The organism is Kitasatospora sp. NPDC041988, assembly GCF_055588525.1.
The window spans coordinates 20,385-38,083 of record NZ_JBVJCO010000052.1; the positions used below are offsets into that span (position 1 = coordinate 20,385).

Annotated in this window: 14 protein-coding genes and 1 pseudogene; 8 read left to right on the forward strand and 7 right to left on the reverse strand. The window is 70.5% G+C overall.

Translation table 11 applies throughout. From position 1 onward, the window contains the following. Positions 1-219: 219 nt before the first annotated feature. Positions 220-954, reverse strand: a complete 735-nt coding sequence (locus tag ACZ6NC_RS35145) for a helix-turn-helix domain-containing protein (protein ID WP_465737930.1) — start codon at positions 952-954, stop codon at positions 220-222. Between the two features lie 723 nt (positions 955-1,677). Here ACZ6NC_RS35145 and ACZ6NC_RS35150 point away from each other — a divergent pair. Beyond that, positions 1,678-2,670 (forward strand): hypothetical protein, encoded by a 993-nt coding sequence (locus ACZ6NC_RS35150; RefSeq protein WP_465737931.1) that lies wholly within the window; start codon positions 1,678-1,680, stop codon positions 2,668-2,670. A 121-nt stretch (positions 2,671-2,791) separates the two neighbouring features. On the opposite strand, the gene ACZ6NC_RS35155 is transcribed toward ACZ6NC_RS35150, so the two are convergent. Beyond that, positions 2,792-4,567, reverse strand: coding sequence for a hypothetical protein (locus ACZ6NC_RS35155; RefSeq protein ID WP_465737967.1), 1,776 nt, complete (start codon positions 4,565-4,567; stop codon positions 2,792-2,794). Positions 4,568-4,622: 55 nt separating this feature from the next. Then, positions 4,623-4,922, reverse strand: a pseudogene (locus ACZ6NC_RS35160) (helix-turn-helix domain-containing protein); the annotation flags it as partial. Positions 4,923-5,039: 117 nt separating this feature from the next. Between ACZ6NC_RS35160 and ACZ6NC_RS35165 the strand changes: the two are divergent. Both ACZ6NC_RS35165 and ACZ6NC_RS35170 read left to right on the forward strand, forming a co-directional pair. Beyond that, a complete protein-coding gene (locus ACZ6NC_RS35165; protein WP_465737932.1) occupies positions 5,040-5,441 on the forward strand; it encodes a hypothetical protein in 402 nt (133 codons plus the stop codon). 979 nt (positions 5,442-6,420) lie between these two features. Next, entirely contained in the window at positions 6,421-6,765 is a 345-nt protein-coding gene (locus ACZ6NC_RS35170) for a TnsA-like heteromeric transposase endonuclease subunit (RefSeq protein ID WP_465737964.1), read from the forward strand. 454 nt (positions 6,766-7,219) lie between these two features. Here ACZ6NC_RS35170 and ACZ6NC_RS35175 read toward each other — a convergent pair whose 3' ends face one another. Then, positions 7,220-7,678, reverse strand: coding sequence for a hypothetical protein (locus tag ACZ6NC_RS35175; RefSeq protein WP_465737933.1), 459 nt, complete (start codon positions 7,676-7,678; stop codon positions 7,220-7,222). 426 nt (positions 7,679-8,104) lie between these two features. Here ACZ6NC_RS35175 and ACZ6NC_RS35180 point away from each other — a divergent pair, with 426 nt between their 5' ends. The 4 genes from ACZ6NC_RS35180 to ACZ6NC_RS35195 are packed head-to-tail and all read left to right on the forward strand — an operon-like array spanning position 8,105 to position 9,668. Further along, a complete protein-coding gene (locus ACZ6NC_RS35180) occupies positions 8,105-8,380 on the forward strand; it encodes a hypothetical protein (protein WP_465737934.1) in 276 nt (91 codons plus the stop codon). Next, positions 8,377-8,952, forward strand: coding sequence for a tetratricopeptide repeat protein (locus ACZ6NC_RS35185; RefSeq protein ID WP_465737935.1), 576 nt, complete (start codon positions 8,377-8,379; stop codon positions 8,950-8,952). Before ACZ6NC_RS35180 ends, ACZ6NC_RS35185 begins: the two co-directional genes overlap by 4 nt. Before the next feature lie 3 nt (positions 8,953-8,955). Then, positions 8,956-9,165 carry a helicase associated domain-containing protein gene (locus tag ACZ6NC_RS35190; protein ID WP_465737936.1) on the forward strand — a complete coding sequence of 70 codons (210 nt, stop codon included), beginning with the start codon at positions 8,956-8,958 and terminating at the stop codon, positions 9,163-9,165. Beyond that, on the forward strand, positions 9,150-9,668 hold the full coding sequence (locus ACZ6NC_RS35195) for a Helicase associated domain protein (protein ID WP_465737937.1): 519 nt from the start codon (positions 9,150-9,152) through the stop codon (positions 9,666-9,668). The genes ACZ6NC_RS35190 and ACZ6NC_RS35195 overlap by 16 nt, the downstream gene beginning before the upstream one ends. Positions 9,669-9,802: 134 nt before the next feature. Here ACZ6NC_RS35195 and ACZ6NC_RS35200 read toward each other — a convergent pair whose 3' ends face one another. Genes ACZ6NC_RS35200 through ACZ6NC_RS35210 form a run of 3 tightly spaced genes read right to left on the reverse strand, consistent with a single transcriptional unit; the run spans position 9,803 to position 17,017 of the window. Beyond that, positions 9,803-12,550, reverse strand: a complete 2,748-nt coding sequence (locus ACZ6NC_RS35200) for an RNaseH domain-containing protein (protein WP_465737938.1) — start codon at positions 12,548-12,550, stop codon at positions 9,803-9,805. Beyond that, complete coding sequence (locus ACZ6NC_RS35205) at positions 12,537-15,827, reverse strand: hypothetical protein (protein WP_465737939.1); 3,291 nt, start codon at positions 15,825-15,827, stop codon at positions 12,537-12,539. Before ACZ6NC_RS35205 ends, ACZ6NC_RS35200 begins: the two co-directional genes overlap by 14 nt. Further along, on the reverse strand, positions 15,824-17,017 hold the full coding sequence (locus ACZ6NC_RS35210; protein ID WP_465737940.1) for a restriction endonuclease-related protein: 1,194 nt from the start codon (positions 17,015-17,017) through the stop codon (positions 15,824-15,826). Before ACZ6NC_RS35210 ends, ACZ6NC_RS35205 begins: the two co-directional genes overlap by 4 nt. Positions 17,018-17,066: 49 nt before the next feature. Here ACZ6NC_RS35210 and ACZ6NC_RS35215 point away from each other — a divergent pair, with 49 nt between their 5' ends. Next, complete coding sequence (locus ACZ6NC_RS35215; protein WP_465737941.1) at positions 17,067-17,636, forward strand: putative phosphothreonine lyase domain-containing protein; 570 nt, start codon at positions 17,067-17,069, stop codon at positions 17,634-17,636. Positions 17,637-17,699 lie beyond the last annotated feature (63 nt).

Below are 17,699 nucleotides of genomic sequence, written 5' to 3' on the forward strand. Positions count from 1 at the left end.
CGGCCGACGCTTCGGCTCCTCCCCCGCGAGCACGCCGCCGCTGCCCGGCCAGGGGTGCTGCGGCAGGGCCCGCCGGTCCCGCGGACAGCGCCCGGATGCGAAGCCCTACCAGGGGCGGGCAGGCACCCGGCCCGCTCCCCTGCCCTGCCCGCCGTCGGTCGAAGCCGCGTTCGCCGCACGGCACCGATCAGGGATGACCGCCCGAGGTGCTGCGGTAGGTCATCCGCCGAAGTCCCGGGCCTCCTCGACCGCCGGCCCCTGCGCGTCGAGCTTGAGCAGACGTGAGGCAATGGCCCCCTCGTTGCGGCCGAACTCCTCCGACAACTCGGCGAGCGACATCCCCCGGGCGCAGAGCGTCAGGAGCCTCTCTTCCTCCTCCGGCGTCCAGTGCTTGTAGGCGTTGGGGTGCTCACGCCGCTTCTCCTCGACGGTGTACGCCGGCTCGGGCACAGGTTCCGCGGTCTCGAAGAGGCCGGGGGCGGGAGCGGGAGCCTCGGGGCGGCCGGCGAGGCCAAGCCCGTGGAGCTTCCAGCGGACCGACTTCTCGGACCGCCCCAGCCGGCGCGCGATTTCCGCCGGCCCCGTCCCCTCGCGGTACGCGGCCGTCAGCCGGTCCGCCTCCTCCTTGCCCCACAACTCCCCCGCCCGGGGAGCACGCCGGCCCGGCACCGCAGCGCCCGTGCCCGTGCTCGTGCCCGTGCTCGTGCTCGTGCTCGTGCTCGTGGCGGCCGCCGGTACGGGCCAGCCGGCAGGGGCCGCGCCTGTCACGCGCATGAGCAGTTGGGCGATCAGCGGAATGTCTGCCGGGAGGACCTCTCCCTGCAGTTCGCTCAGCAGTTCCCCGTTCGCGTCGCACCCGGTGACCGTGATCCGCGCCGGGCCGTGCGCGCGGGACTCGTAGGACACTTCGTAACGGCGGGACCCGTCCGGCGCGGAAAAGCCGAGGGTCTGCACAGAGCGCCAATCGCTCCAATCCGCAACGGCCCTGGGGAACCCCTCGACAGGATCCGACCCGTACTGGTCACCGACCGAGTCCCATGACATGGCTCAACAGCCTTTCCGGCCGCAGCGATCGGTGCGGCCAGTGGAGGACATCGTTCGTCGCGACACACCCGCGAAGGGGGAGCACAGAACGCCTGCAGCACCCATTGTGTCGCCAGAAATGCTTCTCTGTACGCAACTTCCGGTCGCTCACCATCGACCGTCGCCCGCTCCACCAGCCGCGCCCCGAGAACCCCAGTCGGCGCGGCGAGCCATCGCTTCGGCGCGTGCCGGCCGTAGGCGCGAGTCCGGTAAGCCGGAGCCTGTCGCCGCCGGAAAGGGGATCGCCATCTCGACGCCGAGGGTGCGTCCGAGGCCGGCCAGCTGCTGGCGCCAGCGGCTCTCTGCGACGAAGTCAACCACGGACCCCTGATGCCGCACTGAAGGGATCGGGGCTGGTGCTCACAAGCCTATCCCTCGGGCGAAGTCAGCCAGCGCTCAGCGCAGTTCGAAGGACTTGATGGTCAGTCAAGAAGTCTGCGCTAGGCTGAAAGCGGCAAGGAGTCCGGGACAGCGCCTGGGCCACCGCTGATCTTCTCAGGGCATGGAGCGTCGGAAAGCACCCTCGCCACCGCCTCCCCCCATCACTCACGTGACCACGAGCTGCCATCAGCACGGTGGTCGAAAGGCGCCGTTGTGACCATCTACTCCCAGCACGCGAACCGCGGGAAGACGCAGATTCTGGCGAGCTACCAAGGGTTGGCCGGGGTCTCCTCATCCACTGTGACGAGCCTGAACAGCCCTTCCCTGGCAGCGCCGATCGTCGATGCGCTCAACCGCATCTCAGCCTTGACCGCCGTCCCTCTGAGCATTTGGGATCGCCGCGATCGCGGCGTGGAGAGCTACCCGCTGACGCACCTCTCAGCGCTCACTGATCGGAACTCGCGCGACGAACTCCTGAACGGAGCGCACAGCCTGTGGTACGAGTACACCTGCCTGGAGCTTCACCAGGCTCTGGCCGACCTGGACGACGCCCTGGCAGTGGTGCCGCCTCCGGTCCTGACTGCGGTCGAGGCGGAACTGGCAACGGAGGCACGCGAACTGCGCGATGCTTGGGCGGAGTACTCAGAGGGGGTTCCCCTGCCCGCGACGGAGAACCGACGGGCGTGGGCGTTCGGCCACCCGTTCGTGACGTACGACGGCGGGATGGAAGTGCTGAGCCGTAGGGTCCGAAAGCAGTTGGACAACCTCGAGAAGGACATCTCGACGAAGGAGCGCGAACGGGCCGTCGCGGACCTGCGCGTACTGGTCACGGCCTACTCCCAGTGCTCCAGCGAGCAGGCCACGCTGGACTACGCCCCCCTCAACATCTTCACCGAGCCACACGATTCGAACGGCTACTACCTGTCGGTCCTCGCTCCGGAGCCCGGCAACAAGGACGCCGACTCCTGGGAGATCGAGATCTGCCGCTGGGAACCCGACGACCCTGACGACGAGGAGTGCAGCAGCGCGACCGGCGAACCATTGATCCGCTGCGAACTGCCCACGTCACCGAACGCGGCTCAGCTCGCCGACCTGCTGGACAAGGTCGAACAGCAGGCGGACCTTCTCGCCAAGTGGGCCGAGTCACCTGTCGGTGCGACGCTCGACGGAACGGATCTCGTGGTCACCCGGGGACGCGACAACTGAGTTCGACGCCTGTCCGCCAGCCCGCCGATCGGCCGCCGGCGGACAGGCTGCTCCACCTGGGTCGACGACGCGAACCACGTGAACCGGCCGGGCCCGCAAGGATTCGGCGGCCGACATCCGGTCAGTCCCGCGCCCCCTCCATCCCCCGGTCGTCGTAGATGACCCGGCACCACTGATCGAGCGCGCGGACCTGCGCGTCGATCTCGGCGCGGTCGGCCGGATCCAGTCGCTCCAGCCTCCAGGTCCACCAGCGGAACAGGCTCGCGCAGGCGGCCTCGAACACAGGCAGCGACCAGTCGCTCCATCCGTGGACGTCGCCGACGGTGTCCGCCATGGAGTGCAAGGACGCGAGGGTGCGCAGCATGGCGTCCTTGGTGGTGAGGTCGAAGCGCTGTACCCAGGCGGCCAGTTGTTGGTCGGGTGGGTTGACGTGGGTTCCGTCCGTTCCCCAGCGGTCGAGGATCTCGGCGCGGGTATAGAGCCGGGTGGTGTCGGCCGGACGGGGGGTGGTGTCGTGGATCAGGGCCCGCCCGCACAGCAGCTGTCCGGGGTGGTCCCGATCGGGTTCCTGCCAGGACACCATGACCGGCCGTGTCCCGGTGGCCGACGGTGTGGAGGCCTTCACCGTTCCCGTGGTCGCCGGAATGCCGCGGGCAATGCCGGGCGGCGCGGAGGGGGCTTGGGATCGGGGGCGTTGCTGGAGCAGGTGTGCGGTGCGCTCGCGCAGTTCGGGCAGTGGCCTTCTCGCGCCCAGGAGCGCGAAGAACTCCTCCGTGTCCCAGACGATCGCCGCGCCCGGGCGGGCGGAGTACCAGCCGAGGTGACTGATGCGGTGGGCGTCGTGGTAGTCGAGCAGCGCGTATCCGCATAGCTGGTACACGTCGACGAGGGGAAGCTTTCCCGGGTGGATCGTGGTCTTCACGTCGATCAGCCGGCCGCCGACGAGCCAGTCCCCGTCCGCTCCCCCGACGTCCGCGCTGCCCTCGAAAGTCGGGGCGATGACAACCTGCTGTGGTGCGGCGTGCGCCCGCAACCCGGCCAGGCCCCGGTCGGCCGCTGCGACGACCGACACGACATCGTGCACCTCGTCCTCGCTCGCGAGAAGGAGGAGGTCCTCCAGGCCGAACCGGGGGTGGGCGGACCTCACCAGGAGGCTGGTCGCAGGGGCGGGGCAACGGAAGGCCTCTTCGGCGATCGCCGCTCCCAGGCACAGCCTCGCCATGCGCTCCTCAACGGCCGGCTCGCGCACGACGGGCCGCGTGCGGTCGTCCAGCCCGTGGCGCTGCGCGGTGTGCTGCAGTTCCTCCAGCATCTGCGTCACGGCCCCGGCCACTGCCGCACCCGCCCCGGGGTCCGCGCCCAGCACGGACTCGGCCGTCGCTGCGCCGCGCTCCACCGCGCGGCCGCGCGGTACGTCGGCCCACATCGCGCACCGCAACCGGTGGTCCACCGCCATGCCCACCAGCGGCCACCGCAGGACAGCGCCCGGCGCACCGGTGCCGGGCGCCGGGGCTGCCGGCGGGAGCACGGCACGGAACGCCGCGCGCAGCCGGCGTACGTCGGGCACCTCCTGCGCTAGGAAGCGCCTCAACGGCGACTGTGGTGCGTCCAGCATGGAGGTCAGCGTCACAGGACTCACCGTAGTGCGCCGCACCGACAACTCAGTGGCGGCGTGCAGGTCCAGCAGGTACAGCAGGTCGATGCGCGGGTGGGCGCGCAGGACGATGACGTGGCGGATGCCCTCGTCCCACATCCACACGCGCACCGCGCGCTCCGTATCCCTTTCCTTCACAAGGCCCTGCGCTTGCACGTCGGCCACCAATCTGCCCAGCGCGGTGAGGTGGTTGTAGAGGAGGACCGTGGTGCGGGCGGTGCCCACGGTGGGGTGGACGGTCATACGGCCCGCCCGGAGCTGGTGGGCGGCCAGCGCGGCAGCGGTGAAACGTGCGTCGTCGGCGCAGGCCGGTGCGGGTGAGGCGGCGCCACTCGACGTACATGGAGTCCACGGCGCGGTTGGCGGCGATCAGGTCCTCGGCCTGGTCGTCGGCGCCGCAGGCCCGGCACCAGGTGCGGATGTCGGCGTCGGAGGGTGCGGTCCTGGCGTTGATGATGCGGGAGGTCTTGGCGCCGTTCCAGCCGCACAGGGCGGCCAGCTCCTGCCCTGTCAGGTCGGCGTCCTGCATGATCTCGCGCAGCCGTGCGGCGACGGCCAGGCGGGCTTCCTGGGCGCTGGAGGACGGGGATGTGGGCATGGAGCTGGTCGTCCGGTCGGGGGTGTCAGCTTCTCCGAGAGCCCGAGCGGGCACCTGGCCCATCTGATCGCCGACCGCGGGTTCCCACCGTGGGGCGTCGTCGTCACCCGCGGGGGCGTGCTGCGCAATGGCGGCGGAGCCGTCGCCTATCTCCCCGCCCTGGTCCGCGACGCCTTCCCCGAGGATCTGAAGCACTGGGTGGTCCCGTTCAAGACCGACGGGCAGGGAGATTGGTCGCACGAGCGGGAATGGCGACTGCCGTCCCCGCGCGTGGGCTTCGAGTTCTCGAAGACGTCGTTCGACGCGATCCTCATCGCCGATGCCGACTGGCGCCCGACTCCAGTCGGCACCGGTGTGGGGGTCGACTGGAGCGACGGGCAGCCGTACCCGGGGCCGACGACCACGTTCTGCGAGGAGCAGACGGAACTGCCCCGGCTGTGGTGCGAGGCGAAGGAGATCTGGGTCTGGAACGCGGCTACGAAGACCGTCGACAAGCACTCCCCCGCGGATCTGACCTGACGTGACCCCGGGCACCGGGCACCGCCCGCCACCGTCCGGTACCCGGGGCTGCTACGCCGGTCTGCCGCCCGCCCACCAGCCCGTACGGCGGCTACCCAAGGGCGGCGGCCGCGGCTTCGAGGACCGCGCGCTGCTGCGCGGGGATCGCCAGGCCGGCCTCACGCACAGTGCGGAGGGTCTGCCTGCCCAAGCAGATCAGGCACAGCCCAGTGATCGGGAACGGCCCGGCGACCTCCATGGTCCAGGGTGTGCTCTCGTAGACGGGGCGCCGACATCCAGGACAGGCCAGGCAACCCTCCACCCACGCACGTCCGCCCGGCGCCGGATCACAGGCACCATCACGCCACACCGATCCTCCGCAATCAGGTCGATGAGAGGGCTCATACCAGCTCCCGGCAGGACCGCTTGCCGGAGACCACTCTTGTCCACCCGTTCAGCTGATTGCAGGCTGCGATCACTGGTGGCCGGCGACGCGCGGACCGGAATCACAACCCGGCGATGAGCCACTGGACTTGGGCAGTGGGCAAGTCCACTGAGTGTGAGAGGTGGTCATGGAGGTCTTCCCGCTCCGTAAGGGTGAGGCCGGCGTACCCCGGCGGTTCGAGGCACGGATCGTCGACGCCGGGGGGGCGAGTGCGACGGCTGCCCTGGCCACAGGTGGCCGGTCAGGTCGTGCTCGAGGAGTCTGCCGCAGTGCGCACCTTCCCTGCCCGGCGCGGGCGCCGGGTGGCACCGGGCTGGTGGTGGTCGGCCACGACCGGGCGCCTGGTGCACTACGGGTTCGGGGCCATGCGCACGCAGGTGATGCTGCTGGACCATGACCCGCAGGTGGCGGCGCTGGCCTGCAGCCCGGTGGAGCTGGCATGGCTTGGGCACGACGGCCAACCGGTGTGCCACACATCGCACCTGATGGCGCGCCTTTGCCGACGGCAGCGGTCTACTGGTCGACTGCGCGGACCGCGACGGCGTCTCCGAGCGGATCGCCGACAACGCGCCTGTGATGGCCGCGGCAGCGCAGGCGGTGGGCTGGCACCACCGCATCGCTGCCGTTCCGGACCCGGTGTTCGCCGCCAACGTGCGGTGGCTGGCCGGGTTCCGCCACCCGCGCAACGCGCAGCCCGGGCGGATGGCGGAGATGGTGGCGTGTTTCGCCCGGCCCCAACCCCTTGTCGAAGGAGCACGGCGGCTCGGGGATCCCATCGCGGTGTGGCCGGCCGTCTTCCACGCCCTGTGGAGCGGAACACTCAGCGCCTCCTTGGACCGGCCGCTGCACGAACGGGTCGTCGCCGTCAGCGTCCGGCCCGGACCGGTGGTGACCACGTGACGCGCCTGAGGCTCACCGTCGGCGACCAGATCCGCTGGGACGGGCGCACCTGGACCGTCGCTGTCCTGGAAGGAGCCAGTGCGCGGCTGCTGGAGACGGGCACTGGCGCGGTCGCCGCCGTGGCGCTCCCCCATCTTGTCACCGATCCCGGCTTCGAGGTCGTGGGAGCTGATCGGCCGGTGCTGGCGCCGCTGGCACTCATGGACGCACTCCCCGACCACGTCCGGGACCACGCCCTGGCCTGGGAGCGGCACGTGCGGGAGGTCGAGTCCGGCACCACGGAGTCGGGCGGCGAGGCGCCGCGGCCCCAGTACGACCCTGCGACACGGACCATGGCGCAGCGGGAGGCGGCGAAGGCCGCGGAGCTGACCGGGGCGGGTGTGCCGACGAGTGTGGCGACGGTGCGCAGGATGCGGGCGCGGTACCGGGAGCGGGGCGTGTGGGGGCTGGTGGATCAGCGTACGACCCGTCCCAGGTCGCCGGTGGGCCGGGCCGATCCGCGGGTGGTGGAGGCGGTGGGGACTGTCCTTGAGGAGCAGCGGGGCAGGTCGACGGTCACGTTGAGCGCGCTGCGGGACCGGGTTCGGTGGTTGCTGGAGGACCTGTACGGCCCGGGGGTGGTGGCGGTTCCGCCGCAGTCGACGTTCAACCGGCTGGTGCACGCGCTCGGGGACGGCCAGGGGGTGCTGGGCAGCGCGGTGCAGCGGCGCTGGCACGCCTCGCGTCCTGAGCCGCCGTTCGGGGCGACGGTGGCGCTGCGGCCGGGTGAGCTGGTGATGATGGACAGCACGCCGCTGGACGTGCTCGCGGTGATGGCGGACGGGGTGATCGGCCGGCCGGAGTTGACGATCGCGATCGATGTGGCCACACGGGCGATCTGCGCGACGGTGCTGAGGCCGTCGGGCAGTAGCACAGTGGACGCGGCTGTCCTGCTGGCAGAAATGGTCGCGCCGATGCGGATGCGCCCGGGCTGGGATGCCGTGTTGGCGATGCAGCGGTCGGTGGTGCCCTACGAGCGGCTGCTGAGCCCGGACGATCGGCTGGAGGGGGCGGCCGCGCGGCCGGTGATCGTCCCCGAGACGGTGGTTCTGGATCAGGGGAGGGTGTTCGTGTCCGCCTCGTTCCTGGCCGCGTGCGAGAGCCTGGGGGTGTCGCTGCAGCCGGTGCCGCCGGCGAACGGTCCGGCGAAGGGCCATGTGGAGCGCACCTTCAAGTCGATCAATCACGGGTTCTGCCAGTACGTCGCCGGCTACACAGGGTCGAACACCACCGAGCGCGGCTCGGGTGTGGAGGACGAGGCCTGCTGGACGCTGCCGCAGTTACAGGATTTCCTCGACGAGTGGCTGGTCGCGGGCTGGCACGGGCGCAAGCACTCCGCGCTGCGGCACCCGCCGCCGCCAACTTCACCTCTCCCTACCCGGCAGGTCCGCTGCTGGCCGCCCTCGACCCGTGGTGGAACCCGCCCTGGAGCGCGGACTGGCAGACCAACCACCGTGCCGCACGCAAACTCGTCAAGGACGGCCTCGAACTCATCCCCCAACAAGGATTCCCCGGCACACCCGACTGGACCGGACAATGGCTCTACGCCCAGTGCACCGCCTACCAGCCCGAGTGAGAGTCCTGGGCAAGGACGCACCCGACACCCTCACCACCCGCGGCAACCTCGCCCACGCCTACCAGGCCGCGGGGGACCTGGCACGCGCCATCCCCCTGCGCGAACAGACCCTGGAGGCCCGAGTGAGAGTCCTGGGCAAGGACGCACCCGACACCCTGACCTCCCGCAACATCCTCGCCTACGTCTACCAGCAGGCCGGGCGCGCCAGCGACGCCGTCGCCCTGCTGCGGTCCGTGGTGGAGGGCCGGGCGCGGGTGCTGGGGTCTGACCATTGGGACACGGCGGATTCGCGGGTGGGGCTGGCGGCGGTGCTGGCCGAACGGGGGCGCTCCCTGCTGCCCGGCGACACGGCCGGCGCGTGGCGGGACGCCGCCGAGGCTGTCCAGGCCGTCGGCCCGCACCTCGCCGACCGCCCTGGCATGTACGGACCCGAACTCGCCCGCGCCTACTGGCTCGCCGCCGACGTCCTCGACACGGACGGGCAGTCCGAGGCCGCTGCCGAGTACCGCCGGCGCGCCCTCCACGCCACAGGGGCGGCGGCAGCATCCCGGGAGGCCTGGGGCCACGGCTGAATCTTGGTAGGCGGTCGGGTCGGGTCCCGCAGTCCCGCGCGGTTCGTAGTAGGGCTCCGCTCGGCGCGGGCCTCGGTCGGCGGGTACGCGATCGGGACGTGGCTGGCCGAGCTGCGGGCCGCAGCCCAGATGCTGGCCGGGGAGCAGGGCGCGCTGTCGCCGGAGCGGCGCCGCGCGCTGGAGGAAATCGACCCGCGGTGGTGCCCGGCCTGACCGATCACCTGGCAGCGCACCTACGCAGCCGCCAGGTCGTGGTGGCTGCGTCCGACGGGCGGGTCGACTGGACGAGGCTGCCCGCGGAGACGGTGTTCGAGGATGAGCAGCTCGACCGCTGGGTCGTGGCGCAGCAGGCCGAGTGGCCGGGCCTGGAGGCCGATCAGCGGGACCTGCTGTCGGCGATCGGCGTCGAGGAGGACCAGGAGCTGGTGGCTGCCAAGGCCGCGGCTGAGGCGAAGCCGAAGGTGTCCCGCACGGACCGGTTCGCCCAGGGCCTGGCGGCGCTGGCGCTGTTCGTGGAGCGGGAGCGGCATGTCCGGGTGCCCCGACCACACCGTGAGCCGTTGGAGACCGTGGAGGCTGGCCCCGGCGGCGAGGACGAGGTCGTGGTGCACCAGGTGGCGCTAGGTTCATTCTTGAACAACGCCAAGGCGCGACGGGCGAAGCTGACCCCGGGGCAGCTCGCACAGCTCGCCGAGCACGGCGTCGAGTGGGCGTAGGGCTCGGCCTGAACGGGGTCGTTGTCCTAGGCTCGCGCTACGCTACCGCAGCCCCGAGAAGGCACAGGAGGACCGCTACCCCCGCGGGGGTAGCGGTCCTCCTGGTGTACCAGGAGGTCCAGGTGTACCGGGGGCTAGTCCTCTTCTTCGTCGTCCCAGTCGATGCTGCGTCGGTAGTCGGGGTGGTTCTTGTCCATCTGGATTGCGGCGTGGATCGGCAGGGGGTGTTGGGTGCGGTGTTCCCAGGCGAGGGGGTGGTTGCCCAGCCTTGCGGTGGTGACTGCGTAGGGGGTGGGGTCCTGGTGGGCGGGGTGGTGAAGAACAGTGATCTCGGTGGCGTTGAGCCCGTACCAGGTCTCGGCTTGTTCCTCGCCGTTTTGGGGCGACCAGCGGCTGTTGGTGCGTCCCGCTTTGGCGTGGGGTGTCTTCCCGTCCATCTGGTGGGGGCGGTTGGAGAGGATGAAGGTGCGGTCGGTTTCCTCCAGACGGAACAAAGCGTTGCTGGTCGCGTCTCCGTCGGTGACGGCGCCGTCGGCATCGATCTCTTCATAGAGGGCCGGGATCGGCAGGTCGGGGCCGGCGGCGGTGATACGGATGATGGCGCGAGGACGGGAGCCTTCGGGGAGGCTGAGGCCGGGAAGGGCGAGTCGACCGTTGATGAGGCCTTGGTCGTCGGGGACGAGGTCGTGGTTCTTGTTGGCCAGAAGCGGCCAGAGTGAGCGTGTGGATCGTCCGGAGATGTAGAGGATGTAGTCACGGTGCTGGCCGAGTTGCTCCAAGGCTTGGTCGATGTGCCGGGGCAGGGCGTCGTCCTGGCGGGAGCCGTCGGGCAGCGGGGCACTGCGGTGGATGGCCTGGGCGGCGGCGTAGGGGAACCAGCCGAAGCGCTGGTTGTGTGCACGGGGGATATAGGCCCAGGGTTCCCAGAAGCCGTCCTTGGGCATGAAGGCCACCAGCGTCCACATCAGCCTCGGCTGCTGCGTACGGTCCTTCCACTTGTCTCCTTTCTGAACGCGCAGGTGGAGACCGACGTGGACACAGGTGTCCTTCAGTCCTGCCCCGTAGGTGATGGCGCGGGTCAGGCGGGGGTGGACGATTCCGGCGGAGCGCAGCAGGTCGGCGGTTGCGGCGTGGCCGGGGTAGTCGGCTGCGAGCTGCGCGCCGAGGATGTCGAGGGGGGCCGTGGTGTCTCGGGGCTTCTTCTTGGATTTGCCGGGTTTGAAGTTGGCGTTGAGGAACTGGGCGAGAACGCCGTGCTGGGCGAGGTGGCGGGAGACGTGGGGTTTGGCGTCGAGGGTGTAGGGGTCGGTGGTCTGGCTGCCGGGTGCGGAGGCGTCGCGGGCTTCGCGGGACCACTTGGCGGGGTCGTAGGTCGTCTCGCACAGGGCGAGGACGCCGGTGCCGGGGGCTGACAGGCCTGGAAGCTGGGCGGCCAGTTCTCGTCGGCGGGTGTGGTGGTCGCCGTGGGTGAGGAGTTCGGGGGCCTGGTGCAGGAGGACTTCGACGTGTTCGGTGAGGTCGATGAGGGTGTCCTCGGGCATGCCGTCGGCCAGGTCGGGTCGGTTGAAGTGGTAGGCGAGGTGGCGCTGCATGCGGGTGCGCTGTTCCTGGTGCACGTAGAGGGCGAGGATGCGCAGTTTGGTGACGCCGGCGGCCGCGATGATGCTGGCGAAGTCGGGGTCGTCGAGGAGCAGGGAGTCGCGGCCGAAGTCGGCTTTGCGGGCTCCGCAGGCAAGGGGTCCGGGGATCTTGCGGGCCTTGACGAGTGGCTGTCCGAGTTCGGTGGAGAGCCAGCGGGCGAGTGTGGTGATGGTATGGAGTCCGACGCCTCTGCCGATCGGGTACCGGGTGGAGAAGGGGATGAGGGCCCGAAGGTTTGCGGGGATGCCGGTGAGGTCCATGGCACTGGGTGGGAGGAATTCGTTCTCGTTCTCCTGCCGGGGGAAGGCCTTCTCGCCGTGGAGGCGGACCAGCGCGTTGAGGGCGATTCGGCTGGTGTGCTCCAGGTGGGTGTAGCTGCCTTTGCCGCCGAGGTAGAGGGACAGCAGGGGTGCGGTGGGGTCTTTGGGCGCCAGCCAGGCGGTGCGGGCGCTTTTGAGTGATTCGCTGAGCCGTGAGGCGCTGGGTTTCAGCAGGATGAGGGGCTTGGGCAGACCGGCCAGGGACTTCATGGAGACCGTGATGCGCAGGGCGGCGTAGCGACGGTGGGTCTTCCAGTCCTCGATCTTGTCAGGGTCGAGGTCGCCGTCTTTGTCGGGGCGTGCGTCGTACCAGGTGTTGGACCACAGTTGTTCGGGGTTCCAGACCAGGAGGTTGTTCTCGGTGTCGGCGCGCAGTGCGATTTCGAGGCCGTCGATTTTCAGTGGGGTGGCGGCGAGGTGGCGGGCGAGGTTGGAGCTGGTGGCTTCCCAGACCCAGGATTCGGCGTCGACGGTGTGGTTGCCGATGGTCAGGTGGTCCCAGAGGGCGACGTTTTCGGGCTCCACGGAGGAGATGATGTCGGCGAGTTCGCTGGGGTGGTCGATGGTGATCTGTTCGGCTTGTTCCCGGCGGGTTGCCAGGAGGGCCTGTTCCCAAAGCGTGACCGCTGCGTGGAGCCGGGTGGGGCTGAGGGGGCGGGAGAGTGCGAGGAAGCGGGGCGGGTGGTCTTTGCTGGCGGGGTACAGGCTGGCGTGGGCGTGTGTGGTGGCGCGCAACACCATGAGCAGGCCCTCGTAGGGGAGGTTGGCTCCGGAGCCGGTGGCGAACCGGTAGCGGTCGCGCAGGTCGTTCCAGGCTTTTTCGATCTTTTCCTTGGGGAGTCGGTAGAGCCAGGTCGCACCCATGATGTCGCGGTCGATGGGGCAGGCGAGGAGGGACATGAGAGTGTCAGGCGAATTCATGGCAGGTGTCCCTGTCGTCGCGTGTGGGGGCAGGCAGCACGGTGACCTTGTGGGGCAGGGGGTCGTAGCCGTCGGCGAGGTCGAGCCAGGCGGTGAGGGTGGAGCCGTAGACGCGGCGCAGCATGTGCTGCTGGTCGGCGTCGAGGCCGTCGTAGTAGGTGCGCAGGAGGGAGGGGAAGTCGCAGCCGGTGGTGGTGTCGAGGAGGGCGTCGTCGACGAGGTAGAGCTCGACGGGGGTGCCGCCGCGTCGGGCGCGGCCGGCGAGCTGGATGAGCTCGACGAGGATGCCGGCGAGGACTTCGGCTTTGAGGAAGCGGGGAAGGCGGGTGAAGCGTGGGTCGGTGCGCAGGAGGAGGGTCTTGCGGGAGCGGGCGGCTTGGCGCTGGCTGTGGAGCATGGCGGCGGGGTCGGGTCCGGCGGTGCCGGCCTTGATGCCGGCGGCGTTGATGCTGGCGTAGAAGTCGGTGGGTGAGTGGAGCTGGGCGACGGGTCGCACGCCGACCCAGACGGAGGCGATGGCCGAGAGGTCGCTGCCGGGGATGAGGATGTTGAGGCCGCGTGAGACCAGCGGCAGCGGTGCGCAGATCACTTTGACCCGCGGGTGAAGGCGGGGCAGGTCTTCGAGTTCGTCGAGGGTCAGCAGGATGAGGCCGGGCGGTGGTGCGGGATTGGTGGGCGGGCGGTCTTTGTCTTTGACGACGACGGCGACCCACTCGGGGTGCCGGCAGGCCGCGGCGACGGAGGTGGCGAGCAGCCAGGCGTGGCGGTAGGAGTTGCCGGCGATCAGGGCCAGTTCGCGCAGGGGGTCGTGGCGGGCCAGGTTCTGGAGGTGGGCGGCGAGGTGGTCGTGCCACAGACGCGTGGCCAGGAGTTTGATCTGGCCGGGTTTGAGGTGTTCCTCCACGCCGCCGATCTTGATGGGCTGCCAGGTGTCGGTGGTGGCGGAGACGTGGCCGGCGTGGGCGCTGACGGCGCCGGGGACGGCGTCTGTCATCACGTATGCGGGGAGGGTGTGGATGTGCTGGCGGGCGGCGCCGGGGAAGAAGCCGGTCGCTGAGAGGGCCAGGACGGCGCGCCGGACGCCGGCGGTGGCGAGGGCGACGGTGTCGCCCAGGTGGACGGTGGAGGTGTGGGGGTCCCCGGACATGGCCTGGTAGGAGAGGCTTCCGCCGTTTCGGGTCCTGTCGATCTTGAATCCGGACAGCTGGCTGCCGAGGGTGCCGAAAGGCAGGGGGGTCGCGGCGCTGGCGGTGCTCATGGCGCGGACCAGGTCGCCGGCTGCCGGGAGCTGGGCAACGAGTCCGCTGACCGCGCCTTTGAGTGCGCGCAGGGCCTGATGCAGGCTGGCGAGCCATGTGCGGACCAGAAGGCCGTTGACGAGTTCGGCGATCTTGTGGGTGGGGACGGCGAAGGTGTCGCTGGTGAGGATGCGGGTCATCTCGTGCTTGATGACGGAGAGCTTGCGGACCTTGCCGCGGCCGTCGACGGCCCGGGCGAGCTGGTCGGCGAGTTCCTCCCAGCCCTGTGGGAGGCGTCTGGGCGGCTCGCTGGGGAACAGACCCAGATAGGTCCGGTAGACGTCGTCGGGGATGTCCGTGTCGTCGGGGAGGTTCAGCAGGGTCCGGCACAGCGAGACGTCGTGCATGCCGGGCAGGTACCACCCGGAGCCGGGGTGGTTGGCCCGCTCCTGGGTGCCGTCGATCCACAGCTGGTTCTCCAGGACGTTGTCGAGGAACGTCTCGCTCAGCTCGCGGGCCCTGTGCAGGGCGGGGCTGAGGGGAAGGTTCGACAGAGATGACACGTTGCGCTCGCCGCGCTCGCGGTCGACCTCGGCCAGGCGCCCGCCGTGCTGGTTTCCGCGTGAGTCCAGGACGAACTCGGTGGCACCCGCCGCGCACCATTTGTGCTGGAAGGAGTCGATTTCGTCGATCATCACGACGCGGCAGCGGCGGAGCAGGAATTCCAGGACGCTCATCTCGCGTACGGTGCGGCGGCCGTCGATCCGTACGGGGGTCTTGCAGCGTCCGAGGATGAGGTTGTGGTGGTTGGTGACGATGATGTCGGCTTCGGCGGCTTCTCGGGCCGGGTCGTAGCGGGGGCAGATCGTCATTCGGGGGCAGGTGTGTCTGCCGCTGGGGGCCTTGGGGCCGGGCGGACCGGCCCACTGGAGCTGGTCGCAGGGCGGGCGGTGGGGGTCGAGGGGTGGGCCGTCGATCTGCCAGCCGGTCATCTCGCAGGCGGGCGCGAGGGATTCGAAACGGTCGAGGCGGCCCTGGGCGTAGGCGAGCATGGCCTGCTCGCGTCGGCGTGAGGAGGCCACCCAGGTGGTGATCCGCAGGGGACGGGTGCCCTGGGCCGCGGCTTCACGCATGGTCGCGGCGACGGCCTCGACGTGTGCGTCGTCGGCGGCGATCTGCTCGGCGTTGCCCAGACTTTCGCGGATGTTGCCGACCACGACGAGAACGGGGCCCTGGCCGGAGCGGGCGAGGATCACCGCCGCATCCCGCATCAGGACGCTTTTGCCGACGCCCGTCGGGGCGTTGAGGAGGCTGAGGTTCCCGGCGGGGAGGGTCAGCGTTCCGACCTGCTGTCCGAAGGCGTCGGTCAGCTTGGAGAAGAAGCCGCTCATCAGGGCCGGCTTCCAGCCGAACCGTTCGGGTGCGGTGCGTGCCTGGGCCTGCACGAGGTCCAGCACGGCTTCGGCGGGCAGGTCCGCCTGGGCAAGGAAGGGGGCGGTGGTGAGTTCGACGGGTCCGGTGGTGGTGCGGTTCTCGCTGTCGGGGATCCGCGCCGTGTATTCGCCGTCGGGGCCGAAGGACCACAGACCGGGTGTAGCCGCGGGCATGGGTGCGTCCAGCGCCTCCCGGTAGGTCTCGGCCTCCGCAACCAGGCGCTCGGCCAGGGCAAGGGGCTCCTGCCGGTGGCGGGCCTCGACCCACTGGACTTCGTCGACACGGGTGTCCCCGGGGACGGCGAACAGGGCGGCCGACTCGACGGCGTACTCCAGCGAGGCCTCGGTGAACGTCTTCCGCTGGGCGAGGTCCGGCTCTTCTCTGAGGACCTGCCAGAGTCTGCCGAACAGGGCGTGGACGGCCTCGGGAAGGCCGGGCCAGCGTTCCCAGAGGTCTACTCTCCGGGCAGTGAAGACGTGCGCCTGGTCGAGCGGTACCCCGGTGGAGCCCTTGGGTGAGGTGAAGGAGAAAAACTCCTGGGCCAGCGCGAGACTGGCCGCGATCGCGCAGGCCCGCAGGGCCGCGCGCAGCTCGGAGCGGCTCATGCCTCGCCTCCGCCGAATCCGCACCAGTCCCGGATCTCCCGCACCAGCTCCTTGTCGGTGGCGACCCGAAGATCCGGCCTTCCGCGCAGCCGTCCGAGGAGTGCTGGCAGGTCGCTGCGCTGCCGGTGGGGCACGGCGATGGTCAGGGGGACCGGGCCCGGCAACGGGGGACGATCCGCGAGGGCGTCGCCCAGCGCCGACAGTGACCGCCATGCTTTGGCGTCCACTCTCCACTCCTTGGCCAGCAAGGGGTGGCCTGCGAGGATCCGCAGGTCGTAGGTGTCTCCGTCGGGATACATGGTGATCTCCAGCCCCGCGATATCCGCCAGGGCACCGCGCAGCGCGATCTCCAGCTGCCCGGGCAGGACCAGGTAGCGCCATACCGTGCGCGACACTGCCAAATAGCCGCCGGCTGCGGGAAAGCCCTCGATGGGCGGCGACGCCGATCCGGCACCGTTCAATCGCGGTACTCCCGTGCCCCGCGTGGAGCGGCAGGTGTAGCGGACGCCCTCGGCGGCGTGTTCGTCGCACGACACCTCCGTCACACCGTCGACGGGGCGCTTGGCGCGCATCGGCCAGTGACAGCGCGGGCAGGGGAAGCACCAGCCGGCCATGTTGCACCACGGCCATGACGAGACCGGTTCGAACAGCTCGAAGCGGCCCCACAGCCCGCCCCACTCCTCCAGCAGTTCGTCCATTTCCCCGGCCGGGCGGGAGGCAAGAAGCACGCGAACGCGCTCGTAGTCGGCCGTGGGCAGGCGGCGGATCTCCTCGAACAGCCGCTGTTCCTCCTGCTCGGCCCTCAGCCGGGCCCACGGCCAGTACGCGCCGAGGACCTGGCGCGGGACCAGGTGCTCGCGCCCCAGGTCCTCCACCGCCCCGCACAGCTGCCCGTTCCCGTCGACCAGCACCGTGGCGGCGAGAGCGCCGTCCTCGCCGCCGCAGTCGGCGTCAGACGGCATGAGCGGCCCCAGGCCCTCGCGCAGCCCGCGCCGCAGGGCCCCCATGTCCAGCGCGGCCGCCTGCGCCGCCGGGTGGGCCGAGCGCAGCAGGCCCAGACAGTCGATCAGCCGCGCCGCCCTGCGCAGCGGATCGGTATCCGTGTCGGCCTCGGCCATCGCCGCGGCACAGCACGCGGTCAGTGCGAGGTCGCGGTACTCACGGCTCCCGCTGCGCTTGATCAGTCCCATGCGGCAGTGTTGCGCTCCCTCACATGGGTGGTACGTATACGGTGCTGACGTGGACACAGAAAACGCCCGAACGGGCCAACCCGGAATCACGCCACCCCGCCACACCCCCTCCGCCGAACTCACCAAGGCATGGCTGTGGGCCCGCGCCCCGGCCGCTCCACCGCCCCACACGGAACTCCCCTGGTCCGGGAAGTGGCTGTGGTTCTCCCCCCTCAGCCAGCTCGACGACGCCTGGGCCCTCATCCGCACCGCCGTCGAGGCCGGCAGGCTCGGGTACAGCGCCAAGGTCGCCACCCTGCTTCCCTGCCGCCTGGGCAGCCGCGACGACACCCGCCGCCCCATCTGCATCTACACCGCCGACTGGCGCGAAACCCCCGAGATCGAGCGCACCCTCATCCAGCTGCGTGACCTGGGCATCAAGGACACCCTCCAGTACAAGACCGACAGCGACACCATCAACCTGCGCTACGGGCCCGGCACCGCCACCTACATCTCCCCGGCCGGCACCCGCAACCTGGTCCTGCCCCGACGCACCCGCGAGGCCCTCGACCACTACCGAACCGCACGCGCCCAGGCCCGCGAGGCAGCCGGCCAGCGCCGAACCCGCGTCTCCCCATGACCCCATCCCAGCCGCCTGCCCCTGCCCCTGCCCCTGCCCAGGATCAGCCGGGACAGCAACTCC

Bases quoted from the DNA above. Each gene is read 5' to 3' on its own strand.
- ACZ6NC_RS35155 (WP_465737967.1), bottom strand. From the start codon at position 4,567: ATGACCGTCCACCCCACCGTGGGCACCGCCCGCACCACGGTCCTCCTC.
- ACZ6NC_RS35200 (WP_465737938.1), bottom strand. From the start codon at position 12,550: ATGAATTCGCCTGACACTCTCATGTCCCTCCTCGCCTGCCCCATCGAC.
- ACZ6NC_RS35205 (WP_465737939.1), bottom strand. From the start codon at position 15,827: ATGAGCCGCTCCGAGCTGCGCGCGGCCCTGCGGGCCTGCGCGATCGCG.
- ACZ6NC_RS35210 (WP_465737940.1), bottom strand. From the start codon at position 17,017: ATGGGACTGATCAAGCGCAGCGGGAGCCGTGAGTACCGCGACCTCGCA.